At 72.4% G+C, this 23,197-nt stretch carries 27 protein-coding genes; 8 read left to right on the forward strand and 19 right to left on the reverse strand.

Annotation, left to right across the window (positions count from 1 at the left end):
* Positions 1-346 precede the first annotated feature (346 nt).
* Both NP048_RS19065 and NP048_RS19070 read left to right on the forward strand, forming a co-directional pair.
* Positions 347-622, forward strand: a complete 276-nt coding sequence (locus NP048_RS19065) for a hypothetical protein (RefSeq protein ID WP_227576893.1) — start codon at positions 347-349, stop codon at positions 620-622.
* A 230-nt stretch (positions 623-852) separates the two neighbouring features.
* Entirely contained in the window at positions 853-1,665 is an 813-nt protein-coding gene (locus NP048_RS19070; RefSeq protein ID WP_227576894.1) for an abortive infection family protein, read from the forward strand.
* Positions 1,666-1,863: 198 nt separating this feature from the next.
* Here NP048_RS19070 and NP048_RS19075 read toward each other — a convergent pair whose 3' ends face one another.
* Both NP048_RS19075 and dnaB read right to left on the reverse strand, forming a co-directional pair.
* Positions 1,864-2,052 carry a hypothetical protein gene (locus NP048_RS19075; protein WP_227576895.1) on the reverse strand — a complete coding sequence of 63 codons (189 nt, stop codon included), beginning with the start codon at positions 2,050-2,052 and terminating at the stop codon, positions 1,864-1,866.
* 403 nt (positions 2,053-2,455) lie between these two features.
* Entirely contained in the window at positions 2,456-3,838 is a 1,383-nt protein-coding gene (gene dnaB / locus NP048_RS19080; RefSeq protein WP_227576896.1) for a replicative DNA helicase, read from the reverse strand.
* A gap of 377 nt (positions 3,839-4,215) precedes the next feature.
* On the opposite strand from dnaB, the gene NP048_RS19085 reads away from it, so the two are divergent.
* Positions 4,216-5,577 carry an MATE family efflux transporter gene (locus NP048_RS19085; protein ID WP_227576897.1) on the forward strand — a complete coding sequence of 454 codons (1,362 nt, stop codon included), beginning with the start codon at positions 4,216-4,218 and terminating at the stop codon, positions 5,575-5,577.
* A gap of 21 nt (positions 5,578-5,598) precedes the next feature.
* On the opposite strand, the gene NP048_RS19090 is transcribed toward NP048_RS19085, so the two are convergent.
* The 12 genes from NP048_RS19090 to NP048_RS19145 all read right to left on the reverse strand — a co-directional run bounded on the left by NP048_RS19090 (position 5,599) and on the right by NP048_RS19145 (position 12,542).
* Positions 5,599-5,886, reverse strand: coding sequence for a hypothetical protein (locus NP048_RS19090; RefSeq protein ID WP_227576898.1), 288 nt, complete (start codon positions 5,884-5,886; stop codon positions 5,599-5,601).
* Between the two features lie 37 nt (positions 5,887-5,923).
* A complete protein-coding gene (locus tag NP048_RS19095; RefSeq protein WP_227576899.1) occupies positions 5,924-6,238 on the reverse strand; it encodes a hypothetical protein in 315 nt (104 codons plus the stop codon).
* Positions 6,239-6,316: 78 nt separating this feature from the next.
* The gene (locus NP048_RS19100) at positions 6,317-6,610 is read right to left on the reverse strand and encodes a hypothetical protein (protein WP_227576900.1); all 294 of its coding nucleotides are present in this window, start codon (positions 6,608-6,610) and stop codon (positions 6,317-6,319) included.
* Positions 6,611-6,719: 109 nt separating this feature from the next.
* On the reverse strand, positions 6,720-7,013 hold the full coding sequence (locus NP048_RS19105; protein WP_227576901.1) for a hypothetical protein: 294 nt from the start codon (positions 7,011-7,013) through the stop codon (positions 6,720-6,722).
* An 80-nt stretch (positions 7,014-7,093) separates the two neighbouring features.
* Complete coding sequence (locus NP048_RS19110; protein WP_227576902.1) at positions 7,094-7,348, reverse strand: hypothetical protein; 255 nt, start codon at positions 7,346-7,348, stop codon at positions 7,094-7,096.
* A 115-nt stretch (positions 7,349-7,463) separates the two neighbouring features.
* Entirely contained in the window at positions 7,464-7,712 is a 249-nt protein-coding gene (locus tag NP048_RS19115) for a hypothetical protein (protein ID WP_227576903.1), read from the reverse strand.
* The gene (locus tag NP048_RS19120) at positions 7,702-8,052 is read right to left on the reverse strand and encodes a hypothetical protein (RefSeq protein ID WP_227576904.1); all 351 of its coding nucleotides are present in this window, start codon (positions 8,050-8,052) and stop codon (positions 7,702-7,704) included. The genes NP048_RS19115 and NP048_RS19120 overlap by 11 nt, the downstream gene beginning before the upstream one ends.
* A gap of 186 nt (positions 8,053-8,238) precedes the next feature.
* Entirely contained in the window at positions 8,239-8,688 is a 450-nt protein-coding gene (gene rplI, locus NP048_RS19125) for a 50S ribosomal protein L9 (RefSeq protein ID WP_227576905.1), read from the reverse strand.
* Between the two features lie 14 nt (positions 8,689-8,702).
* Positions 8,703-8,939, reverse strand: coding sequence for a 30S ribosomal protein S18 (gene rpsR / locus NP048_RS19130; RefSeq protein WP_227576906.1), 237 nt, complete (start codon positions 8,937-8,939; stop codon positions 8,703-8,705).
* Positions 8,940-9,016: 77 nt separating this feature from the next.
* Positions 9,017-9,559, reverse strand: coding sequence for a single-stranded DNA-binding protein (locus NP048_RS19135; RefSeq protein WP_227576907.1), 543 nt, complete (start codon positions 9,557-9,559; stop codon positions 9,017-9,019).
* A gap of 94 nt (positions 9,560-9,653) precedes the next feature.
* Positions 9,654-9,947, reverse strand: a complete 294-nt coding sequence (rpsF, locus tag NP048_RS19140) for a 30S ribosomal protein S6 (protein ID WP_227576908.1) — start codon at positions 9,945-9,947, stop codon at positions 9,654-9,656.
* Positions 9,948-10,118: 171 nt separating this feature from the next.
* On the reverse strand, positions 10,119-12,542 hold the full coding sequence (locus NP048_RS19145; protein ID WP_227576909.1) for a penicillin-binding protein: 2,424 nt from the start codon (positions 12,540-12,542) through the stop codon (positions 10,119-10,121).
* A gap of 351 nt (positions 12,543-12,893) precedes the next feature.
* On the opposite strand from NP048_RS19145, the gene NP048_RS19150 reads away from it, so the two are divergent.
* The 3 genes from NP048_RS19150 (at position 12,894) to NP048_RS19160 (ending at position 15,870) form a co-directional block, all read left to right on the forward strand.
* Positions 12,894-13,532 (forward strand): PadR family transcriptional regulator, encoded by a 639-nt coding sequence (locus tag NP048_RS19150; RefSeq protein ID WP_227576910.1) that lies wholly within the window; start codon positions 12,894-12,896, stop codon positions 13,530-13,532.
* A complete protein-coding gene (locus tag NP048_RS19155) occupies positions 13,529-14,623 on the forward strand; it encodes an inositol-3-phosphate synthase (RefSeq protein WP_227576911.1) in 1,095 nt (364 codons plus the stop codon). Before NP048_RS19150 ends, NP048_RS19155 begins: the two co-directional genes overlap by 4 nt.
* 284 nt (positions 14,624-14,907) lie before the next feature.
* Positions 14,908-15,870: a type IV toxin-antitoxin system AbiEi family antitoxin domain-containing protein gene (locus NP048_RS19160; RefSeq protein WP_227576912.1), complete on the forward strand. Its 963-nt coding sequence runs from the start codon at positions 14,908-14,910 to the stop codon at positions 15,868-15,870.
* Between the two features lie 87 nt (positions 15,871-15,957).
* Here the strand turns inward: NP048_RS19160 and NP048_RS19165 are convergent, their stop codons facing one another.
* From NP048_RS19165 to NP048_RS19185, 5 genes are all read right to left on the reverse strand, one after another.
* Positions 15,958-16,482 carry a hypothetical protein gene (locus NP048_RS19165; RefSeq protein ID WP_256769386.1) on the reverse strand — a complete coding sequence of 175 codons (525 nt, stop codon included), beginning with the start codon at positions 16,480-16,482 and terminating at the stop codon, positions 15,958-15,960.
* 14 nt (positions 16,483-16,496) lie between these two features.
* Entirely contained in the window at positions 16,497-17,312 is an 816-nt protein-coding gene (locus tag NP048_RS19170; RefSeq protein WP_227576913.1) for a hypothetical protein, read from the reverse strand.
* A complete protein-coding gene (locus NP048_RS19175) occupies positions 17,302-17,859 on the reverse strand; it encodes an RNA polymerase sigma factor (protein ID WP_227576914.1) in 558 nt (185 codons plus the stop codon). Before NP048_RS19175 ends, NP048_RS19170 begins: the two co-directional genes overlap by 11 nt.
* A 105-nt stretch (positions 17,860-17,964) precedes the next feature.
* Complete coding sequence (locus NP048_RS19180) at positions 17,965-19,506, reverse strand: hypothetical protein (protein WP_227576915.1); 1,542 nt, start codon at positions 19,504-19,506, stop codon at positions 17,965-17,967.
* Positions 19,499-20,050, reverse strand: a complete 552-nt coding sequence (locus NP048_RS19185) for a sigma-70 family RNA polymerase sigma factor (protein ID WP_227576916.1) — start codon at positions 20,048-20,050, stop codon at positions 19,499-19,501. The genes NP048_RS19180 and NP048_RS19185 overlap by 8 nt, the downstream gene beginning before the upstream one ends.
* Positions 20,051-20,154: 104 nt before the next feature.
* Here NP048_RS19185 and NP048_RS19190 point away from each other — a divergent pair, with 104 nt between their 5' ends.
* Together NP048_RS19190 and NP048_RS19195 are read left to right on the forward strand one after the other, a co-directional pair.
* A complete protein-coding gene (locus tag NP048_RS19190; protein ID WP_227576917.1) occupies positions 20,155-21,462 on the forward strand; it encodes an MFS transporter in 1,308 nt (435 codons plus the stop codon).
* Positions 21,459-23,195, forward strand: coding sequence for a SpoIIE family protein phosphatase (locus NP048_RS19195; protein WP_227576918.1), 1,737 nt, complete (start codon positions 21,459-21,461; stop codon positions 23,193-23,195). The genes NP048_RS19190 and NP048_RS19195 overlap by 4 nt, the downstream gene beginning before the upstream one ends.
* Positions 23,196-23,197 lie beyond the last annotated feature (2 nt).

The raw sequence follows: 23,197 nt of genomic DNA on the forward strand, positions 1-23,197 counted from the left end.
CACACCTCGTGTGTGCCTGGGAGCACGCCCTAGACTGGCCATCGACGGCCCTTCGTCTTCCACGGACACATCAGAGCCGTCACGGGGTGTCGCTGTTCCCGCAGCGGCACCCCACTTGCGTTCTCACGCAGGCTCCACCGCCAACGTCGGCGGTCATCCGACTGTACCGCGCGCAGGACCCGTGGACCAGGCATGTTCCGCACGGAGGTCCACAGTGCTTGCTGGGAACCGTCAACTGTCGCCGCTGGTGACCAACGCAGCCCAGGGTAGATTGGGAAGGAATCGCACGCAGGGATCGCCCGGATTCGCGTTGCTGCAGGTGAGGCCCGCCAACTCAGGAGGAACGATGCCCGAGGACCTCTACGGCCCCCTCCGATGCATGAACCCGTACTGCCCGACCCTCTGCGAACTGCCGCTCGACGGCCGCCCTGGCGCTTTCTGCAGCGCCGTCTGCAAGAGCCGCTACAGCCGACGCCGTGCCGAGCTCGCCCGCGACCTCCGCGACCTCGAGGTGGCGATCGGCGCTGCACCCAAGAAGGACCGACCAGAGCTCCGCCGTCGCCGCAAGGCGCTCCGGTTCCACCTGATGCGACATCCAGTGATCGATACGACGCTGAGCTGACTGATCAGACCTCGGGCCCAAGCACGAGGCGCACGGCGGGGGGATCGACGCCCGCAGCCACTGCGAGAGCCGGGAGCCCGTGGTCCGGCGCCCGTTCCTCTCCATGCCCATCGCGAACTGCACCCGGCGTAGGGAGCGGACACCGCTACGCGCAGCTGTGAACAGCACGACCGGCCGTGGCGGCTGCCCCCAACGATGAGCGGTGCATCCCGCTCGGGCAGACTGAGATCATGCGCCCCGAGGCCACTGACACCGAGATCATCCGCGCCGTGACCAAGGCGATCGTGGCCCGGTTCGGTCAAAGCGATTGGATCGAGCTGGGGCTCCTGACCGACACGCTCGATTACGTCAAGGGCCACCCTCGTCTCCTGCGGAGCCTGGACTGGAACGACGATGACTACCTGGGCCACGTCATCGACGCCGTCCCGAAGCTTCTCGGACCCAAGCGCTCTCGACTGTCTGGCGCCTCGAAGTTCGCCAACCTCGAGGAGGTCGAGAAGTACCTCAACCTGCCGGAGTTCCTGCGACGTGAGGACCCGGCGCTGTACGCCGCGCTATACGGCGGCGAGGACGTGACGGCCGTCGACGAACTCGATGCCGCGGCTCGGGCGCTCGGGCTCGACGACGTCACTGTGTACGCCGTACGCATCCGGCGGGACCTGCACTCTGATCCCGCGGCCGCGATCGGGTCCTCCAAGGAACTCCTTGAGACAGTGCTCAAGGCGATCTTGGGACTGCACGGGAACGGACCTGAGACCAATGTGGACCTTCCTCAACTGATCAAGAGGGTCAACGTCGAACTCGGACTGGACGCCGCTGGTGAGAAGGGCAAGGACGCGGGCGCAGAGCAGCGCCGACGACTGTTTGGTGCACTGAGCGGCATCGTCGTCGCCACGGCCGAGCTCCGCAATCTCGGGTTTGGCACTGGGCATGGCGGAGTTCAGCGACCGGAACTCGACGTCGCGACCGCGCGGCTCGTGATCTCGTCCGCGGTGTCTCTCGCAACCTTCTACATCGAAATCAGCGCCGCCTCTGACACCTGAGTGCTGCTGCCAGCTGGCATGCGAGGTCCCAGACCCCGGCGAGGCTCCCGCGCGTGACAGAGCGTACGGCAGGATGTTCGCGTGACTCTGGCTGCTGTGTACCTACCTGACACCGCAGAGCTGCGTAACTCTCCATCGGCCCTTCCACTACGCCGTGCTCGCATGGTTCTTTCTCCTCGACCACTGCGCAGCTGACGATCACCCCGCCCGGCGCGGGAGCACCTTCGAGAACGCCTCCCTCGCCTGCGCCTGTTCACTCGGCGCCCCGATCTCACCGGGCGCGAGGAGCAGTTCGAGCGCCTCTACCTGCTCCTCGTCGACAGCGACCCGTTGCAACCCGCCGTACCGGCGTCGCCCGAGAGTCCCGCACCACGCGTCGAAGTTCACCGGCACCGCCCGGGTACGGCAGGGGACGCGAACACCGGAGGTGCGACGGCCGGAGGGGGCGCGTTCTCCTCAAACACCACGGTCCACGTACCGGGCCGGTGCTGGTACGGCCGTGGTCGCACCGGCACGGAGTACTACGACCTCTGGCACACCGACGCCTCGCCGTACTGGTCCCATCCAGCGCGACCACGCCCAGTTCCGCGACCCGAGCCTGCACGTGGGCAGCGCATTTGCCTCGTCGGTGTGCACTGTTGCCCACCCACACGCGGGCCAGTCGTGGGCCGATTGGCAGGCAGCCTCCCCGAAGGGCGAGAACTCGAACGGAGTGCGAGCCTCGATACTCGGCAACCTACGAAACGTATCTGCACGATCGCGAAAACTAGGCTGCACGTCGACACGGAACCTACATCTGCATGTCCACGAACCGCGAGTAGTGCCCCTGGAACGCGACGGTGATCGTATCCGTCGGGCCATTACGGTGCTTTGCCACGATCAGATCCGCCTCGCCTGCCCGGGGAGACTCCTTCTCGTAGGCATCCTCGCGGTGCAGCAGAATGACCATGTCCGCATCCTGCTCGATCGAGCCCGACTCGCGAAGGTCGCTCATCTGCGGCTTCTTGTCCGTGCGCTGCTCAGGACCACGGTTCAGCTGCGAGATCGCGATCACGGGGACCTCGATCTCCTTGGCGAGCAGCTTGAGGGCACGGGAGAACTCGGAGACCTCCTGCTGGCGGGACTCGACGCGCTTGCCGGACGTCATGAGCTGCAGGTAGTCGATGACGACCAGCTTGAGGTCGTGGCGCTGCTTGAGGCGCCGGCACTTGGCGCGGATCTCCATGAGCGACATGTTCGGGGAGTCGTCGATGAACAGCGGGGCCTCGCTGATGCGGCCCATGGTCGCGGCGATCTTCGCCCAGTCGTCCTCGCCCATCGCACCGGTGCGCAGCTTCTGCAGGTGCACGCGCGCCTCTGCGGCCAGCAGACGCATCGTGATCTCGTTGCGGCTCATCTCGAGCGAGAAGACGACGGCAGCCATGTTGTGCTTGATCGCCGAGGAACGAACAATGTCAATTCCCAGGGTACTTTTGCCAATTGCCGGACGCGCTGCCAGCACGATCATCTGCCCCGGGTGCAGCCCGTTCGTCAGCCGGTCGAGGTCGGAGAACCCCGTGGGCACGCCGACCATGCCCTCGCCGCGGTGGCCGGCCGCCTCGATCTCGTCCACCGTCCCGCCGATGACCTCGGACAGCGGCAGGTAGTCCTCGGACGCGCGGCGCTCGGTGACGGCGTAGACCTCGGCCTGCGCGTTGTTGACGAGCTCGTCGACGTCGCCGCCGTCGGTGGCGTAGCCGAGCTGCACGATGCGCGTGCCCGCCTCGACGAGCTTGCGCAGGATGGCCCGCTCGCGCACGATCCGCGCGTAGAAGCCGGCGTTGGCGGCGGTCGGGACGCCCGCGATGAGGGTGTGCAGGTAGGCGGCGCCGCCGATGCGGCCCATCTCACCGCGCTTGGTCAGCTCGTCCGCGACGGTGATGGCGTCGGCGGGCTCGCCGCGGCCGTACAGGTCGAGGATCGAGTCGTAGATCGCCTCGTGCGCGGGGCGGTAGAAGTCGGTGCCCTTGATCTGCTCGATGACGTCCGCGATGGCGTCCTTGCTGATCATCATGCCGCCGAGCACGGACCGCTCGGCCTCGAGGTCCTGCGGGGGGGTCCGGTCGAAACCGCCGCCGCCGCTGCTGCGCCCGCTGTCCGGCGGCGCCCCGTACTCGAGGTCCTCGATGGTCACCTGTCACCTACTCCTGCTCGTTCACACCTGTAGAACACGTGTTCTACCGGGTCCCTCTGACAGCCACCCTCGAGCGCGTCCGCTGCGGGACGACGACTCCCACCGGGACCTGCCTTCGCGAGGCTAGGCCCGGGTAGGCCGGGACCCAAACGGGTGTGTGCACAGGCCGGTGGACGACGTGTGGACAACCCGTTCACGCCTGTGTGCACAGGTTGGGGACGAGCCTGTGGACAGAGCGGGTGAGGAGCCCCGCGCAGGCGTCCCATCGGCGCATACGCTGTGCACGTGCTGTGGAGCGAAGAAGATTCGCGTGGCGTTCACCTGGTGGACTTCTGAACCGCCCCTCGGACGCCCGCGAACCGGAGTCGTCCGGCTCTGTGACCCCCGCTGAGCCACCCGGGGGACGTCGGCGCGACCCCTCCGGCGTTGACCGTCAGATCCTCGCCCTCGCCGTCCCCGCCCTCGGCGCCCTCGTCGCCGAGCCGCTGTTCGTCCTGGTCGACTCCGCCATGGTCGGCCACCTCGGCACCGACTCCCTCGCCGGGCTCGCCCTCGCGTCCACGGTCCTCGTCACCGTCGTCGGCCTGTGCGTCTTCCTCGCGTACGCCACGACCGCCGCCGTCGCACGCCGCGTCGGCGCCGGCGACCTGCGTGGCGCGCTGCAGACCGGCGTCGACGGCATGTGGCTCGGGCTGGGACTCGGGATCGTGCTCGCGGCGGGCACGTGGGCGGCCGCCCCCTGGCTCGTCGCCGTGCTCGGCGCCGACGGCGCCGTCGCGACGCAGGCCGTCGCCTACCTGCGCTGGTCCGTGCCCGGGCTGCCCGGCATGCTCCTCGTCCTGGCAGCGACGGGTGCGCTGCGCGGCCTGCAGGACACCCGCACTCCCCTGGTGGTGGCCGCGTCGGGCGCCGTCGCGAACGCCGCCCTCAACGCCGTCCTCGTCTACGGCGCCGGGCTCGGCATCGCCGGCTCCGGGCTCGGGACCGCGCTCGCGCAGCTCGGCATGGCCGCGTGGCTCGTGGTCGTGGTCGTGCGCGGCGCCCGGACGGCCGGCGCGCGCCTCACCCCGGCCGCCGGCGGGATCTGGGCCAACGCGCGCGCCGGGCTCCCGCTGCTGGTCCGCACCGCGACGCTGCGGCTCGCGATCCTCCTGACGGTGTGGACGGCGACCGGGCTCGGTCCCACGGCGCTGGCCGGGCACCAGGTCGTCAACGCGGTCTGGGGCCTGACAGCCTTCGCGCTGGACGCCCTCGCCATCGCCGCGCAGGCGCTCGTCGGTCAGGCGCTCGGCGCTCGCGACCTCGCCCGCACGCGGGCCGTGCTGCACCGCACGCTGCAGTGGGGCCTCGGGGCGGGCGTGGTCCTGGGTGTCCTCGTCGGGGCGCTCGCCCCGCTGTACGTGCAGGTGTTCTCCCCCGACGCCGACGTGCAGCACGCGGCCGTCCTGGGCCTCGTCGTCGCGGCCGTCGCGCTGCCGATGGCCGGCTGGGTGTTCGTCCTCGACGGCGTGCTCATCGGCGCCGGCGACGGCCCGTTCCTCGCGTGGGCGGGCGTCGCGACGCTCGTCGCCTACGTCCCTGCCGCCCTCGCCGTGCATGCCTGGGCACCACCCGGCGCGGCCGGGCTGGCCTGGCTGTGGGTCGCGTTCGCCGTGGTGTTCATGGCCGCCCGTGCCCTGACGACGGGGCTCCGTGCCCGCAGTACGGCGTGGATGGTCGTCGGGGACGTGCGCACGTAGCGCCCGCACGTGGGAGTCCCCTCAGCCGCGGTCGGTCGGCCCGTCGGTGCCGGTGCCGTCGGACGACGTGTCAGGACCGGCCGGCCCCCCGGGCCCGGGCCTCTTGCCGGATGCCACCCCGGACGCGCCCGCGAGCGCGATGAACGTCAGACCGACCCCCAGGAAGGCCACCCCGCCCCCGTCGTCGTCTGACATCTGCGTGATCCCCAGGATCAGGAACACGAAGCCGATCCCGAGGAACGCACCGTTGAACGCCGGCGACTTCGTGGGCTCCCGCTGCGTGCCGTCGGCCGCCTGGTCGTCGCTCATGCGGCCCTCCGGTCGGCGAGCACGACCCGGGCGTCGATCATTCGCCGCCACCGCCTGCGTCACCGCCGGACGAGGCGCCGTGAGCGTCGTCGCCATGGGCTGCTGCCGGTCCCCCGTCGGACCCGCTCCCGGCCTCGCGGTCCTGGCGCGCCTCCCTGGACCGTGCCACGGACACCGCGAAGAACACGATCCCGACCGGGAGGAAGACGATCCGCGACGTCTCGCCGCTCGCGATCCCGCTGAGGCCGAGGACGAAGAACACCAGGCCCAGGACGAGGAACGCGTTGTTCGTCCCGTCCACCGGCGGCTTCGCGTCGGGTCCGGCGCCGGGGTCGGGCTGCTGGCCGGTCACCTCGATGTCCCGTATGTCGTCATGCGCGCCACCCTAGGGGTGGGTGCCGACGCCCTCCACCGTCGCGAGGACGATCCGTCACTCCGTCCGCAGACCGACGAGACGCCCGGGCGACCCGTCGTCCGTGACCCGCGCGGCACGGCTGCGGGGCTGCGTGAGCGCGTGCGCCAGGAGCGCGACGCCCATGGTCGCCAGTGCGATGGCCATCGGGACGTCGTGCGCGGCACGCACCGCACCGCTCGCCAGGAGCACGACACCCAGCGCGACGCTCGCCGCCACCTGCACGGCCAGGGGCAACGGCCCGCCCCGCGTCCAACCGTTCGCCCTGATCACGCCGACCTCCTGGTACCGCCGCGGCATCTCCCGCGCCATGCCACCGACGCTACGCAGCGGCCGCCGTCCTGCCGACCCCCTCAAGGAGGACCCCCTGTCCGTCTGGCGGAGGACAGGCGCGCTCGGACTCGCCGGACCGCCCGGGCCGTCAGCGGGCGTCGTCGTCGCCCTGCGCGTCGGGCCGGTCCGACGACCCCGTGCCCGGCCCGTCGCCCTGGCCCGGGCGCGACGACGGCGACGCGACCTTCCTGCCGGACAGGGTCATGAACACGACGCCGACCCCGAGGTAGGAGATGCCCCAGGCGGCACCGTCCCCACCGAGCTGTGTGGTCCCCAGGACGATGAAGGCCAGCCCGATGGCCAGGTACGCCCCGCCCTCGGACTTCTGCTTCTTCGCCGCCGCGTCGGACGCGTCCTGGCTGTCGTGCGGTTGCTCACTCATCGAGGCCTCCTCGTCAGAATTCGGACCAACGGCAGTGAAGAGCACCCCACTCGGCGTGCCTCCAGCCGCGAACCCGTCGGTCAGTCCCCGCCAGCGCCCGGGTCCGCGTGCCCGCGGGAGCTGTCGCCCGCCCGGCGCCGGCCCCGTGCCCGCCAGCCCGCGAGGACGAGCAGCACCGTCCCGCCCGCGACGGCCAGGTAGCCGCCGAGCCGACCGTCGGCCACCTGCAGGACGCCCACGACGACGAGCACGCCGCCCGTGACCAGGTACCACCGGCTCTCCACCTGCCGGCCGTCGGCCGCCGGCCGCACCGGGTCCACCTGCTCGTCACTCATGCCGACCTCCGGTCATCGAGCACGCCCGGGTGGTGCGCTCCGTCGTCACCGCAGACGGTAGGGGGCGACGGGCGGCCCGCCCTCCCCCGACGTGCCGGAGGCGGGTGCACTCACGTCAGCGACCGCGCCCCCGTCGCAGCCGCCGCCAGCTGACCAGGCGCCACCCCGCGACGACGAGCCACGCGAGCCCTGCCGCGAACGCGGGTACCCCACCGCTCGCCGTCTCCCACCAGAACCGCTGCACGCAGCCCAGCGCGACGAAGACCAGAACCCCGAGGAACGACCACATCGCATTCCGCAGCTCGGCCCGCGGGTCGGCCTCATCGTCCGGCGTGACGTCGTGGACCGGGACCTCAGTCGCCACCGCCGCCACCCCCACCGTCACCGCCACCGCCCCCACCGTCACCGGCCCCGCCGGCGGTGTCCCCGCCGCTGTCGTGCCCGTCGTCCGCGGCCACCACCGCCCCGTCGTCACCGCCACCGCGGCGCGTGGCGTCGGCACCACTGCGGGCACGCTGCACCGCGAGGACGAGGAACACCATGCCCACCCCGAGGAAGATGCCCAGCACCTGCCTCCCGGAAGCGAGGCCCACGAAGCCCGTGACGAGCGCTCCGACGGCGACCAGGAGGAACAGGAACACCTCGGCGTCACGGTCGGGAGGTCGCGGGCCCGCCGGCGTGCGCGCGTCACGATCCGTACTCATCTGGTCATTCCCGGCGTCGTCATGGCGATGACGGTAGCGACGCGGGCGGGCGTGACCCACCGTCCTGGGAACGATGTGCGGTCAGCCCGCAGACGGAGGCCGGCGGCCCTGCGGTGGGTGGAGACGACGAGGCCCCGCACCGCCGGAGCGGTACGGGGCCTCGTGAGCTCGCGCAGGCGAGTGGGGTCAGGCGGAGACGACCTTGACGGTCACCGTGGCCGAGACCTCGGGGTGCAGGCGGACCTGCACCGTGTACTCGCCGGTCGACTTGATCGCCTGGGCGACCTCGATCTTGCGCTTGTCGACGGCCGGGGCGCCGGCGGCCGTGATCGCCGCGGCGATCTCGGACGTCGTGACGGCACCGAACAGGCGGCCGGACTCACCGGACTTGGCCGACACCGTCACCGGGTTGGCCTGCAGCGAGTCGCGGATGGCCTTGGCCTCGTCGAGCGTGGCGATCTCGCGGGCCTTGCGGGCACGACGGATCGCGGAGACGTTCTTCTCGGCACCCTTGGTCCACGGCGTGGCCAGGCTGCGCGGGATGAGGTAGTTACGGGCGTACCCGTCCTTCACCTCGACGATGTCGCCAGGTGCACCGAGACCGGTGACCTCGTGGGTCAGGATGATCTTCGCCATCGGTCAGTCCTTTCTCAGCGAGCCGACGACGAGTACGCCAGGAGGGCCATCTCGCGCGCGTTCTTGACGGCGCGGGCGATCTGGCGCTGCTCCTGCACGGAGACGCCGGTCACGCGACGCGCACGGATCTTCCCGCGGTCGGAGATGAACTTGCGGAGCAGAGCCGTGTCCTTGTAGTCCACCGTGTCGATCTTGGCGGCCTTGAGGGGGTTCTGCTTCTTCTTGGGCTTGCGGACGACGGGCTTGGCCATCGCGGTGCTCCTTTGTCTGTGGAGCCCCGAGCGTTGCCGTGCTCGGGGATGGAGTGTTCAGGTGTGCGAGGCGCCGATCAGAACGGGGGCTCGTCGGAGTAGCCGCCGCCGGACCCACCACCCGCGGGCGTCGCCCACGGGTCGTCGGTCTGGCCGCCGCCACCGGACGACGAACCGCCGCCGCTGAAGCCGCCACCGCCGAAGTTGCCGCCGCCACCACCGCCGCCGCCGCCACCGAAGTTGCCACCGCCGGAGCGCTGGGTCCGGGTGACCTTGGCGGTCGCGTACCGCAGCGACGGGCCGACCTCGTCGACCTGCAGCTCGTACACGGTGCGCTTCTCGCCCTCGCGGGTCTCGTAGGACCGCTGCGAGAGCCGGCCCTGGACGATGACGCGGGTGCCCTTGGTGAGGGACTCGGCGACGGACTCGGCCGCCTCCCGCCAGATCGAGCACCGGAGGAACAGCGTCTCGCCGTCCTTCCACTCGTTGGACTGGCGGTCGAACGTGCGGGGCGTGGACGCGACGGTGAAGTTCGCGACCGCGGCACCGGACGGGGTGAAGCGCAGCTCCGGGTCCCCGGTCAGGTTCCCGATCACCGTGATGGTGGTCTCGCCGGCCATGACGGCCTCCTCGCTCGTTCGTACGGTTCGGCTGCGGCGTGGTGCCGCGGATGCTGGGGCCCGACGCTAGCGGCGGGCACCGACACACAGAAGGTCAGGCCTCGCGGCGCATGACCTTCGTGCGCAGGACGACCTCGTTGAGGCCGAGCTGACGGTCCAGCTCCTTGGCCGTGGCGGGCGACGCGGTGAAGTCGACGACGGCGTAGATGCCCTCGCTCTTCTTCTGGATGTCGTACGCGAGGCGACGACGGCCCCACACGTCCACCTTGTCGACAGTGCCACCGTCGGTCTTGACGACCGTCAGGTACTTGTCGAGCGACGGGGCGACGGTGCGCTCCTCGATCTCGGGGTCGAGGATGATCATGATCTCGTACTGACGCAGGCTCATACCCACCTCCTCTGGTCTTCGCGGTCACGGTCGGTCCGTGACAGGAGGGTCTCAAGCGTCTCGACGCGCCCGTTCCCGACGAGTGTCGGGGTGGGCGGGCACGACGAACCGTCCCGTGAGGGACGGCGGTGGCCCAGCCTACCGGCTCGCAGCCGGTCGGCCGAATCCCCGCTAGCCGCCCTGCCCCTGTCCCTGCCCCGGCGGCTGCGGCGCTGCGGCGTCGCCGCCCTCGGGCGGCGCGGTCGGTGCGGGGGTCGGCTCGGCGGTCGGCGGCGGAGGCGGAGGCGTCGGGCTGGGTTGCGGCGCACCGCTGGAGACGACGAGCGTGACGGTCGCTCCCGACGCGACGGTGGAGCCCTCCCCCGGTTCGACGCGGATCACGCGCCCGGCCGGAACCGTCGCCGACCGCTCGCTCACGACCCGCGGCGTCAGACCGGCCGCCTGCAGCGCCCCGACGGCGTCCGCCTCGGTGCGCGCGACCAGCCCCTCGGGCACCTGCACCTCGGCGGGCGGCTGGGTCTCCTCGGGCGTCGCCTCCGGCGTCGGCTCCGCGCTCGCCGTCGGCGCCGGGGTGCGCCCGACGTTCGCGCGCGGCGGGAAGTCCATCTCCTGGGCGTACTTCGGCTGCGCGAGAACCTGCTTCATGTAGTGGGCCCACAGCTTCGCGGGGTGAGAACCACCGGTGATCTGGTCCGGGCCACCCCAGGCGCTGATCGAGTTCAGGTCCTTGTTGTTCTCGCCGTTCTCGTAGAGCGCCACGGACGTGGCGAGCTGCGGGACGTAGCCGATGAACCACGCCGACTTGTTGTCCGTCGAGGTCCCGGTCTTCCCGGCGATCGGCCGCCCCAAGGGCTTGACGTGCTGACGGCCGGAGCCGCGCTCGACGACCTGCGTGAGGGCGTACGTCGTGTCGGCCATCACGTCGGCGGCGAAGACCTGCTCACCGCTCGTGTCGGGGCTCCAGCTCACCGCGCCGTCCGCGTCCATCACGGCCTGCACGATGTGCCGGTCGTGGTGCACACCCTGGGCGGCGAACGTCGCGTAGGCGTTCGCCATGTCGGCCGGCTGGACCGTGTCGGCGCCGAGCACGTTCGACTTGACCACCGTCGGCTCGGTCGTCGCCCCGGCTGCTGCCGCGACCCGGGCCGTCTCCTCCGCACCGACCTCGAGGTTGAGCTGCGCGTAGACCGTGTTGACGGAGTCCGCCGTCGCGGCGACGAGGTCGATGGTCCCGTACCTGCTCGAGTTGGCGAAGTTCTGGACGCGCCACGGCTTGGCCTCGCCGATGTCGAACTCCTGCGGCGACGACGCGTCGTACGTCGTCCCGAGGCCGATGCCCTTCTCGAGCGCCGCGACGAGGGTGAACGGCTTGTACGTCGACCCCGCCTGGATGGGCTGGTAGGTGGACGTGTTCCGGCTGTCGACGAGGTAGTCCGGCCCACCGTAGAGAGCGACGATGCCGCCCGTCGCCGGGTCGATCGTCACGATCGACACGCGCAGCAGCGGGTTCGGGGTCGCGCCGTCCGTCAGCTGCCCGGAGGTCAGGGCTCCCGCCGACTCGACGGCGAGCGTCTGGATGTTCTTGTCGATGGTCGTGATGATCGACAGCCCCTTGGTGCGCAGCTCACCCTCGGTCCAGAGCTTGGTGGCGAGCAGCTCCTTCTCGACCATCTTCAGGAGGTGGCCGTTGGGGCCGCGGTAGGTCTCCGACTCCAGGTACTCCACAGGCATCGGGAAGACCTGCGCCGCACGTTCCTCGCTCGTCAGCCAGCCCATCTCGACCATGTTGTCGAGGATGATCCCCCAACGCTGCTCCGCCTTGGCGCGGTTGTTCGCCGGGTCCCAGTTGTTGGGGGACGGGATGACGGCGGCGAGGACGGCGGACTGCGCGACGGTCAGGTCCGCGGCGTTCACCCCGAAGTAGGACTGCGCCGCCGCCTGGATCCCGTACGAGTCACGACCGAAGTAGATGGTGTTGAGGTAGCGCCCCATGATCATCTCTTTGGACTCGTTCTGAGAGATCTTGATCGCGAGGATCGCTTCCTTCGCCTTGCCCCAGTAGTCGGTCGTCGTGTCCTGGTAGTACCGCTCGACGTACTGCTGGGTCAGCGTCGACGCACCCTGCGTCGGCTTGCCCTGGACGTTGTTGAGGAACGCGCGTCCGATCGCCCGCAGCGAGATCCCGCGGTTGGTGAAGAAGGTCTTGTCCTCGCCGGCCGCGACCGCGTGGCCGATGTGCGGAGGCAGGGACTCGTAGTCGACGAGCTCACGCCGCTGGTCCGCGAACCTCCCCATCACCTCGCCCGGCGTGCCGGGCTGCTCACCGGCGTAGTACACCGTGGTCGTCTGGTACTCCACCTCGGCCAGCGGGTCGGGCGGCTGGATGAACGCGAACGCGGCCGCGCCGGCGCCCAGCGCGAGGAAGATCCCGCTGATGAACGCACCGAGCACCACGCGCCACGACGGCAGCCACCGGTGCAGACCGGTGTACTCGCGGCGGGGGTAGTTCCAGAACCCGCGGCGCTCGGAGGCGGCGGGTCGACGCGTCGCGCGCCGGGCCCGGGAGGGCGCTGCGCGACGGTTGCTGGCTGCCAAAGGGGGGACCTCTCCTGCGACGACGATGCTGCGGCACCCCCCGGCGACCCGTCTGGCGAGCACGCCGGGCGGACGCTGCCGGGCTCAGTATGGAGGAACTGCCTGGGACCGACAGCAGGGGTAGGGCGCGACTTGTCCGGATCGGCCCGAGCGTTCACACGATCGGCACGGCACGATGACAGGACGACGACCGTTGCGCACCAGCTGTGAGGCGCGCCACAGGGGGCCTCCCCACCGGGCATGTTGTGCCGGACCGTCGACACGACATACTCTCCGGATGTATCGAGTCGATACATCCGGAGACGGCAACCGTCGGATCCGCGGGACGAGCGGTGACGACGGGAGGGCCAGATGCGCGGGCGTAACGACGTGCTCGAGCCGGCGATCCTCGGCCTGCTCGCCGAGTCACCCATGCACGGGTACGAGCTGCGCAAGCGCCTCAACCTCGTGCTCGGCTCGTTCCGCGCACTGTCCTACGGATCGCTGTACCCGTGCCTCAAGGGGCTCGCGGACCGCAGGTGGATCGTCGGTGTCGAGGCGCCGGACGACCGCACTGTCGCCAGCAAGCGCGCCCGCATCGTCTACCAGCTCACCGCCGAGGGCAAGGAGCACCTGCAGCAGGTGCTCTCCACCTCGGGTCCGGCGGCCTGGGAGGACGAGAACTTCGACGTCCGCTTCGCGTTCTTCGCGCAGACGGACGCCGAGACCCGGATGCGGATCCTCGAGGGGCGCCGCATCAGGCTGACCGAACGGCTGGAGACCTTCCGGCAGTCGGTGGCCCGGACCCGCGAGCGCATGGACGAGTACACGCTCGAGCTGCAGCGTCACGGGCTCGAGCAGGTCGAGCGCGAGGTCCGTTGGCTGGACGACCTCATCGACAACGAGCGGGGCGTGCGTCGTGTGCGCCCCGAGGGTGGTGGCCGACCGGCCGCCGCCGCAGACGACGCCGAGGGAACATCCGAGGCGCGAAACGAGAAGGAGCGAGGATGACCTCCATCCGCGTCGCCATCGTCGGCGTCGGCAACTGCGCCGCGTCGCTTGTCCAGGGCGTGCAGTACTACCGGGACGCCGACCCCGCGGGCAAGGTCCCGGGCCTGATGCACGTGCAGTTCGGTGACTACCACGTGCGCGACATCGAGTTCGTGGCCGCGTTCGACGTGGACGCCAAGAAGGTCGGCTTCGACCTCTCCGAGGCGATCTTCAACTCGGAGAACAACACCATCAAGATCGCCGACGTGCCGCCGCTGGGTGTCACGGTGCAGCGCGGTCACACGCTCGACGGCATCGGCAAGTACTACGCCGAGACGATCGAGGAGTCCGACGCCGAGCCCGTCGACATCGTCCAGACGCTCAAGGACCAGCAGGTCGACGTCCTGATCTGCTACCTGCCCGTCGGCTCCGAGGCCGCTGCGAAGTTCTACGCCCAGTGCGCGATCGACGCGAAGGTCGCGTTCGTCAACGCCCTGCCCGTCTTCATCGCGTCGGACCCGGTGTGGGCCGCGAAGTTCGAGGCCGCCGGTGTGCCGATCGTCGGCGACGACATCAAGTCGCAGGTCGGCGCGACCATCACGCACCGCGTGCTCGCGCGTCTGTTCGAGGACCGCGGCGTCATCCTGGACCGCACGTACCAGCTGAACGTCGGCGGCAACATGGACTTCAAGAACATGCTCGAGCGCGAGCGCCTGGAGTCCAAGAAGGTCTCGAAGACGCAGGCCGTCACGTCGAACCTCACCGACGGCCCGCTGGCCGGCAAGAAGGACGACCGCAACGTCCACATCGGCCCGTCGGACTACGTCGCGTGGCTCGACGACCGCAAGTGGGCGTACGTGCGCCTCGAGGGTCGCGCGTTCGGCGAGGTGCCCCTGAGCCTGGAGTACAAGCTCGAGGTCTGGGACTCCCCGAACTCGGCCGGCATCATCATCGACGCCCTGCGCGCCGCGAAGATCGCCAAGGACCGCGGCATCGGCGGCCCTCTGCTGTCGGCGTCGACGTACTTCATGAAGTCCCCGCCGGTGCAGACCGAGGACACCGAGGGCCGCGCCAAGGTCGAGGCCTTCATCCGCGGCGAGCTGGAGCGCTGACCCGCAGCAGCTGAGCCAAGAAGTGTGAAGCGTTGTTGCCGGATTCCGGCAGCAACGCTTCACACTTTTCTGCATCGTCCACAGATCGTCCCGGACGGCACCCGCCGGCGGGTCCGGTGCGGGAGCGTGCTCTCGTGCGGCGGGACGACGCGGGTGTGACGGCGGGCAGCGGGGCAGGACCTGCGCCGGGGGGTGAGGGCGCGTCCCGGCCTGCCGCGGCCGGCGCGCGCGGGTCGAACGGGCCGGCGACCCGTCCTGCGTGGGCGACGGGCACGGGTGCGGGTGTGGGCGTCGTCACCCTGCCCGGGCTCACGCGGCTGTCGCCCTCCGTGACGGCGCTCGTCGTGCGCCAGGACGGTGTGGCGACGACGGCGCAGCTCGCGCTCGGTGGCGTCGGCCCGTCGGTGGTCGCCCGCCGGGTGCGCGCCGGCCACTGGCAGCGAGTGTTCCGCGGAGTGGTGGTGCTGCAGTCGGGTCCGCTCGCGTGGCGGCAGCTCGCGCGTGCAGCGCTCCTCGCGGCGGGCCCGGGTGCGGCCCTGTCGCACCGGTCGGCCGGCGTCGTCCACGGGTTCGTGGCGACGCCCGGGCCCCGCGTCGTGGTGAGCGTGCCTGCGCACCGGGCGGTGCGTCCGCAGCCAGGGCTCGACGTCCGACGCCGTCGCGTCATGCCGCGCTCGGGTGGTCGTCTGCGCAGCGTGTGCCGGGAGGCCACGGTGCTGGACCTGGTGCAGGAGGCCCCGGACGAGGACGCGGCGGTGGGTGTGGTGTGCGACGCCGTGCGGGCCGGGGCGCTGCCGTCCCGCGTCGTCGCCGAGCTGGACGCCCGGCCGTGGCAGCGGCACCGTGCCCTGGTCGTGGCCGTGCTGGGTGACCCGGACGCGCGCGTCGAGTCACCTCTCGAGCACCGGTACGACCGCGTCGAGCGCACGCACGGGTTACCGCGCTCGCGTGGGCAGGTCCGGCAGGTCGTCGACGGGCGGTGGGTGCGCGCCGACCGCGTGTTCGAGGGGCGGGGGGTCCGGGTCGAGCTCGACGGGCAGCTGGCACACCCGCACGGGCGGACCGACCGGGACGTCTGGCGGGACAACGCCGTGCTGGTGGAGCGGGCGGAGCTGACGCTGCGCTACCGGTGGCGCCACGTCGTCTCGACGCCGTGCGAGACGGCGCGTCAGGTCGCGACGGCCCTGCGCTCGCGCGGCTGGCACGGCACCGTCACAGCGTGCGGCCCCGGCTGCACGGCGACGTGAGGCAGGAGTGTGAAGCGTTGTTGCCGGATTCCGGCAACAACGCTTCACACTTCCCGGAGCTCCTCCTCAGCGGGTCGGAGCGGGACGTCAGGGGTGCTCGACCAGAGCGAACGCGTCGATGCCCAGCTCCGAGTCCACGGCGGGGGCGACGAGCCGGGTCGCACCCGTGGCCTCGTCGACGTGCCACCACTGGTTGCGGCCGGTCTCCTCGTAGCACAGGGTCCCCGTGCGCAGCAGCAGGCCGGAGCTTCCGGCACGGACCTCGCACACGTCGTCACCCAGGTCCACCGACGTCACGGGACGCACGTCACCACCCGACCACAGGTACGCCCCGCCGAAGCAGAAGTCGTAGCAGGCGTCGGGGGTGCCGGAGAGCAGAGGCGCGGCGGTCGCGACGACCACGCCGTCGCGGACACGCTCACCCGCCCAGGGCGCGACACCGTCGCCGTGCAGCGCCGTCAGCACGTCCACCGGCCCGCCGGTGGTGTCGACACGCACGACCTGCCCACCGTGCTCGTCGAGGTTCCAGCGCTCCTGGTGGTCGTCCGGGTGCCGGTCCACGCACGACGCCATGACGCCCGTGCTGTCGAGCCAGGCGACGACGTCGCACACCTGCCCCGCGGGCGTCAGCAGCGTCGTGCGCCGACCCGTCCGTCCGGTGAGACGGACGCCGAGAGCAGTGAGGTCGCGAGGTCGCGCCTCGGCCCGTCCGGCGGCACGACGTGCAGGGTCCCGCCCGTCGACCCGTCCCACGCGGCCGCGGACAACCAGATCTCGTCGGTGCCGGCCATGCCCACCCACTCCGTGTCCACCGGCACCCGGTCGTCGATGACGACCTCCCCCGTGAGCAGGTCGACCGTCGCCGCGTGCGACCCAGGGCGGCCGTCGGCGCTCGTGACGACGCGCGCGGCACCCGGCGCGGACCACCGCACGAGCGAGACGAAGGGCGGGGCGAGGTCGACCAGGTGGTACAGCTCACCGGTGGGAGCCGCCACGACGATCGACTGCCGCTCGCCGTCGCCCGGCAGCGGCTCGTACAGGTTCGAGCCGTAGCGCACGAGGTACCAACCCGGGCCCGCCTGCTCCAGGATCCCCTCCGGTGCCCGGTACATCGGCGGCATGCCGGGCAGCGACACCGGCTCGAGCGCGGGGGCGGACGCCTGGGCGTCGGGCGTCGACGCGGGTGTGACCGTCGGCGACGGCGTCGGGGTGTGGGCCGGCAGCGGCGCGGTGCGCTCCTGCAGGCCGAACCACCCGGCGACGCCGACGACGGCTGCGACCGCTGCCGCGACGGCCGCGTGCTGCGTGGTGCGGCCACGGCGGCCACGGGCGACGGCCGCCCGGATCCCGGCGAGCGCCGCCGCGTCGGGCTGCAGGTCGCCCTCGTGCTGCTCCTGCGTGCTCAGGGCGCGCTCGAGGCGCACCGTCAGGTCATCGGTCACGGCGGGCCTCCTCGCGGTCCACGAGCGTCACGGGCAGCGTCTCGCCTGCCGGTGCGGTGCTGGTGCCGAGCAGCGCGTTCAACGTGGCCACGCCGTCGGAGACGTAGCGCTTGACGGCGCCCTCGCTGATGCCGAGGAGCCGGGCGGTGTCCCGCACGGAGAGGTCGTCGAGGTGGCGCAGCACGACGCACGCGCGCTGCTGGGCTGACAGGCGGCCCAGCGCCTCGGCGACGTCGGTGTCGAGCAGGTCCGAGCGGAGCTCGGTGGCCTCGGGCGTGGCGTGCGCCAACCGCACCACCGCGGTGCGCTCGCGCCCGCCGCGACGTGCGCGGTCCCCGAACCGCGACGCGATCGCGCGCCGCACGTACCCCTCGGCCTGCGGGACGGAGGCGAACGACGCGCGCGCGGTGAACGTACTGACGAGGGCGTCGTGCACGAGGTCCTGCGCGACCGACCGGTCGCCGGCCAGCACGGTCGCGTACGCGACGAGCCCGCCGTACCGCTCGTGCACGAGCCGGTCGAGCGCGGGCGCCCACCCCCGGCTCACGTCCTCCCCGCCATCGTCATCACCTTCCGCGCCCGACACTGTCACGGCTACAACGCCGCAGGCCTTCCCGCGGTTGTGGGTGCGCCCGAACGGGGGACGGCCGGGTCAGCGCCCGTGCGTGAGGGTCACCTGCGTCACCAGCCACACGTCCTCGTCGACGACGACGTGGGCGGCGTCGCGGCGGTCGTCGAGCCACGCGAGGGTCGTCGTCTCCCCCGTCGCCAGGTCGACGCGGACGTCGCGCTGCGGGTCGGCGCGGCCACTGCCGGGGTAGCACCCGTTGACGTGGGTCCACACCGCGCCGCCGGTGAAGCTCAGCGACGTGCCGTGGTCGTGCGGCGACCAGCCGTCGGTGAGGGACCGGACCGTGCCGTCGGCCAGGACCGCGGGGTCGGACGTGACGTCGCACGGCGCAGGCATCACGACGCGCCCCAGGCCGACCCGCCCGTCGCCGAGCGGCCAGGCGTCACGCACGGGCACGTCGCTGGTCGCCAGCCGCGTGGCACCACCGTCCCCCGCCACGTCGACGGCGTCGAGGTGCCAGGCACCTGCCGCCGCGGGGCACGCGGTGAGCACCGCATGGTCGTCCGCCCAGCCGACCAGCCGGCACGCCGGGTCGTCGGGTGCGTCCGCCACCGGGTGCTGCTCACCCGTGCGCAGGTCGACGCCGACGAGACCCTGGTCGGACCCCTGGCCGACGAGCCACTCACCGTCGGGGCTCAGGGGGTGCAGCCGCAGGGGCAGGGTCACGTCCCCACCGTCCCGCACCACGCCGTCGGGGGCCACGAGCCGCAGCCGGCCGGTCGGACCCGACGTGGCGGGCGGGCCGAACGAGGGGTCGGGGTCGAGCGCGACGAGCGCTCCCGGTGCGACCGGCGAGGCGTGCCCGGGATCCGCCTCGACGGCCTCCCGCACCTCCGCGGGCATCGGCACGTCCAGCCACGCGGACTCCCCCGTGGCCGTCAGGCCCAGCGGGTGGTGCTCCCACTCGAACGGCAGCGGCGTGAGCGTGCCGTCGAGGAGGTCGATCAGCCCCGACCGGAACGCGCCGTCGCCGACGGCCACCGAGGCCACGGCGGTCGTCGACCCGGGGCGCCAGGCGGCGAGGTGGAGCATGGTCCGCTCGCCCACGTCGAGCAGGGCGGTCCGCTCGCCCGACGGGGACACGAGCGTCACGACGTCGCGCATGTCGCCGGGGCGCATGACCGCCGGTGCGTCCAACCGCACCTGGGAGACGATCGCGAGGCTCCACCCCGGGCCGGTCGAGGTCAGGAGGTCGGCGATGGGCACCTCCCGCGGGGCGGCGGCCGGCACGGGCGCCCCGAGCGACAGCTGCTCGCCGGCGGACGTCGGGGCGGGTGTCGCCTCGGGTGTCGGGCCGGACGTCGTCGGGCCGGACGTCGTCGGGCCGGACGTCGTCGCGACGCCCGTCGACGTCGGGCCCGGCTGCAGGCCCCACGTGACGACGCCGCCGACCGCCACGAGCGCCACCACCGACAGCGCCCCGTCACGCGCGTGACGCACCGTGCGGCGACGGCGCACGGTGCTCCGGGCGCCGTCCAGCACCCCGGCGGGGGCCACGGACCCGGTGTGCGCCCGCTCGACGTTCTCCTCCACGCTGCTCAGCAGGTGTCCCAGGTCAGTCACGTCGCACCTCCGGTGTGCTCATCAGCTCGACGGGGACGGTGTCCTCGTCGTCCACCCGCGTGCCCAGCGCGGCCTGCAGGCGCGCGGCCCCGTCGGACGTGTACCGCTTCACCGCGCCCGCGCTCAGCCCGAGCGCGGACGCCGTCTGCTCGACGGACAGGTCGTCGACGTGGCGCAGGACCACGCACGCGCGCTGCCGCGCCGACAGGGTCTGCAGCGCCGCCACGACGTCGTGGTCCAGGCCCGTGGGCGCGAGCTCGTCCTCCGCGACCGGCCACGCACCGCGTCGCTCGAGCGCCCGACGCTCCGCCGCCGCCGTCCGCGCCCGGTCCACCGACCGCGTGACGATCGCCCGCCGCACGTACTGCTCGGCCTCGGCCGCGGTCGTGAACCGGGCGCGCCCCGTGAAGGTCGCCACGAGCGCGTCCTGCACGAGGTCCTCGGCGTCGGACCGCGTCGGCACGAGCAGCGCGGCACGCGCCAGCAGCCGCGCGTACCGTTCCCGCGCGACCTCCTCGAGCAGCCGTTCCCAGCTCCTGCTCACCTGCTCCTCCTCGTGTCGCCCGCCCCACAGGAGAACGGAGCAGCGCACCCGGAAGGTTGGGGGGTCCTCCGTCGCCCGCGGGGGCGGGGACGTAACCTTGGCAGGTGCAGGTGATCTCCGACCTCAGGGCCCTGTGGCCCCTCACCGGCTTCCGCCGGCTCTTCGCTGTCCGCCTGGTCAGCCAGGCGTCGGACGGGATGTTCCAGATCGGGCTCGCCACACTCTTCTTCTTCTCACCCGAGAACGCGTCGACGGCGACGGGGGTCGCGGCCGCGTTCGCGGTCCTGCTGCTGCCGTTCACGATCGTCGGGCCGTGGGCCGGCGTGCTGCTGGACCGCTGGCGCCGCCGCCAGGTGCTGCTGTACGGCAACCTCGTGCGCGTCGCCCTCACGCTCGTCATCGCGGCGATCATGCTGACCAGCGGCGTGGGGCCGGCGGTGTACGTGCTCGCCCTGGTGGCGCTGTCGGTCAACCGGTTCCTGCTGGCAGCGCTGTCCGCGTCGCTGCCGAAGGTCGTCGACGGGCCGCTGCTGCTGACCGCGAACTCGCTGACGCCGACGCTCGGCGCGGCCGCGGCGGGTGTGGGTGGCGCCCTCGCCTTCGTGCTCGGGCTGCTGCTGCCCACGGGACGCGTGCGGGACGCGACGGCACTGGTGGTGGCGGCCGCCGTCATGGCGTGCGCCTCCGGCCTGGCCACGCGCCTGGCACCCGACCAGCTCGGTCCCGACGAGCGCACCCCCACCGCCCACATCCGCCAGGCGCTCGGCAACCTCGCGCGCGGGCTCGTCGCCGGGGGCCGCTACCTCGTCGCGCGCCGCACGCCCGCCTACGCGCTCGGCATCATGGCGCTGCACCGGTTCTGCTACGGCGCGGTGTTCATCGCCAGCATCCTCATCTCCCGCAACCTGCTGTCCGACCCGGCCGACGTGGGCGCAGGGCTGGCGACGTTCGGCACCGTCCTCGCCGCGAGCGCCGTCGGGTTCGCGCTCGCCGTCGTCCTGACGCCCGTGCTGAGCCCGCGCGTCGGGCCGCACGTGTGGATCGTGCTCTGCCTGCTGCTCGCGGTGGTGAGCCAGCTCGTGCTCGTCGTGACGGTGTCGCTGGCCGCCGTGCTCGCCGCGGGCGGCGCACTGGGCCTGGCCGCGCAGGGCGCGAAGATCGCGGTCGACACGATCGTCCAGCACGACACCGCCGACGCCTACCGCGGCCGCGCGTTCTCGCTGTACGACGTGCTGTACAACGCCGCGTTCGTCGGCGCGGCCGCGCTCGCCGCCGTCGCGCTGCCCGACACGGGCTGGTCGCCCCCGTTGTTCGCGGGGCTGGCCGCCGTCTACCTCGCCGGGGCCGTGGCGTTCGCGCGCAGCCCGCGCACGCCGACACCCGTCGGCACGCCCGTCGAGGTACCTGCATGACCGCGACCGTCACCCCCGACGACGCACCGCGCGCCGTCGACGGCGAGAACCCCCTGCCCCGGGAGGTGCTGACCGAGCCGCTCGCTCGCGCGGTCCTCGAGGCCGGCCCGCTCGCCATGACCGTGTCGGACCCGCGCCTGCCCGACGACCCACTGGTCTGGGTCAACACCGCCTTCACGTCCCTGACGGGGTACACGGCCGACGAGGTCCGCGGCCGCAACTGCCGGTTCCTGCAGTGCGACGAGACCGACCCCGAGGCCGTGCACCGGCTGCGGACCGCGCTCACGCGGGGTGACGACGTGCAGGAGGTGCTGCTCAACGTCCGCAAGGACGGCTCCCCGTTCTGGAACCAGCTCGCGATCACGCAGCTGCGCGACGCCGACGGGCAGGTCACGCACCGCGTCGGCGTGCAGGTCGACGTCACGGCCGAGGCGGACGGCGAGGCGGCGCGCACGCTCGAGCTGTCCCTGATGCACCGCACCGCGGACCGCCTCGAGCTGCTGGCCCGCATGGGTGAGGAGCTGTCCCGGCACCTGGAGTACGGCGACGCCGTCGACGCGCTCGCCGACCTGGTGGTGCCACGGCTCGCCATGTGGGGCTTCGTCGCGATGGCGTCGGAGACGGGGCACATGGAGCGTGTGCACGTGGTGACCGCCGACCCCGCGCACGCGGCGGTGGCGCACGCCCTGGGGACGCAGGGCACGACGTGGCTGACGCAGTCCCCGCGGGTCGCGCAGACCCTGGCCGCGGGCGCGAACCACGTGCCCATGCCCATGCCGGTGGACGTCGCGAGCCTGCCGGGCCGCACCACGCCGACCGAGCTGCGCATGCTGGAGTCCCTGGGCCTGGGCAGCGCGCTGCTCGTGCCGCTCACGGGCCGTGACCGGGTGCTGGGCGTGCTGTGCCTGGTGCACCGCGAGCAGGACGGGTTCGACCGCGAGGTCGTCGTCACCGCCGCCCACCTGGGGCGTCGCGCCGGTGTGCTGCTGGAGAACGTGCGCCTCTACCTCGCGGAGCGGGACGCCGCGCTGACCCTGCAGCACAGCCTGCTGCCGGTGCTGGGCGACGTCGGCGGGCTCGACGTGGCCGCGTCGTACCTGCCGTCGGGGCGCCGCGCGCAGGTCGGCGGCGACTGGTTCGACGCGTTCGTCCTGCCCGACGGCGCGGTGAGCCTCGCGGTGGGCGACGTCGTCGGGCACGACCTGCGTGCCGCCGCGTCGATGGGCCAGCTCCGCTCGCTGCTGCGCGCGTCGGTGTGGCGCGGCGACCGGCCGGGCGAGGCCCTCGAACGTCTCGACGGCCTGGTGCGGGCGCTCGACGTCGCCGACGTCGCGACGTGCGTGCTGGTCCGCTGGGAGCGCACGACGACGGGCGCGCACCTGACGTGGGCGAGCGCGGGGCACCCGCCGATCCTCGTGCGTCTGCCCGGCGGTGAGGTCCACGGGCTCGACGGCGCCCGCTCCACACCTGTGGGTCTGCCGCCCGTGCGTCCGGGGACCGTCCCGGAGGCCTCCGCCGACGTGCCGCCCGGCGCGTTCGTCGTCCTGTACTCCGACGGTCTCGTCGAGCGGCGCGACCGCGGCCTGCGCGAGGGCATCGCCGCCCTGTCCGCCGCGCTCACGGCCGTCCCGGACGACGCGACCGCGACCCAGGTGTGCGACGCGCTGACGTCCGCCCTGGTCGACGAGCACCAGGAGGACGACGTGTGCCTGCTGGTGGTGCGGGTCGACTGAAC

The sequence above is a fragment of the Cellulomonas xiejunii genome, from assembly GCF_024508315.1.
Lineage (GTDB): Bacteria > Actinomycetota > Actinomycetes > Actinomycetales > Cellulomonadaceae > Cellulomonas > Cellulomonas xiejunii.

Bases quoted from the DNA above. Each gene is read 5' to 3' on its own strand.
- NP048_RS19065 (WP_227576893.1), top strand. From the start codon at position 347: ATGCCCGAGGACCTCTACGGCCCCCTCCGATGCATGAACCCGTACTGC.
- NP048_RS19070 (WP_227576894.1), top strand. From the start codon at position 853: ATGCGCCCCGAGGCCACTGACACCGAGATCATCCGCGCCGTGACCAAG.
- NP048_RS19090 (WP_227576898.1), bottom strand. From the start codon at position 5,886: ATGAGCGACGACCAGGCGGCCGACGGCACGCAGCGGGAGCCCACGAAG.
- NP048_RS19100 (WP_227576900.1), bottom strand. From the start codon at position 6,610: ATGGCGCGGGAGATGCCGCGGCGGTACCAGGAGGTCGGCGTGATCAGG.
- NP048_RS19105 (WP_227576901.1), bottom strand. From the start codon at position 7,013: ATGAGTGAGCAACCGCACGACAGCCAGGACGCGTCCGACGCGGCGGCG.
- NP048_RS19110 (WP_227576902.1), bottom strand. From the start codon at position 7,348: ATGAGTGACGAGCAGGTGGACCCGGTGCGGCCGGCGGCCGACGGCCGG.
- NP048_RS19120 (WP_227576904.1), bottom strand. From the start codon at position 8,052: ATGAGTACGGATCGTGACGCGCGCACGCCGGCGGGCCCGCGACCTCCC.
- rplI (WP_227576905.1), bottom strand. From the start codon at position 8,688: ATGGCGAAGATCATCCTGACCCACGAGGTCACCGGTCTCGGTGCACCT.
- rpsR (WP_227576906.1), bottom strand. From the start codon at position 8,939: ATGGCCAAGCCCGTCGTCCGCAAGCCCAAGAAGAAGCAGAACCCCCTC.
- NP048_RS19135 (WP_227576907.1), bottom strand. From the start codon at position 9,559: ATGGCCGGCGAGACCACCATCACGGTGATCGGGAACCTGACCGGGGAC.
- rpsF (WP_227576908.1), bottom strand. From the start codon at position 9,947: ATGAGCCTGCGTCAGTACGAGATCATGATCATCCTCGACCCCGAGATC.
- NP048_RS19150 (WP_227576910.1), top strand. From the start codon at position 12,894: ATGCGCGGGCGTAACGACGTGCTCGAGCCGGCGATCCTCGGCCTGCTC.
- NP048_RS19155 (WP_227576911.1), top strand. From the start codon at position 13,529: ATGACCTCCATCCGCGTCGCCATCGTCGGCGTCGGCAACTGCGCCGCG.
- NP048_RS19195 (WP_227576918.1), top strand. From the start codon at position 21,459: ATGACCGCGACCGTCACCCCCGACGACGCACCGCGCGCCGTCGACGGC.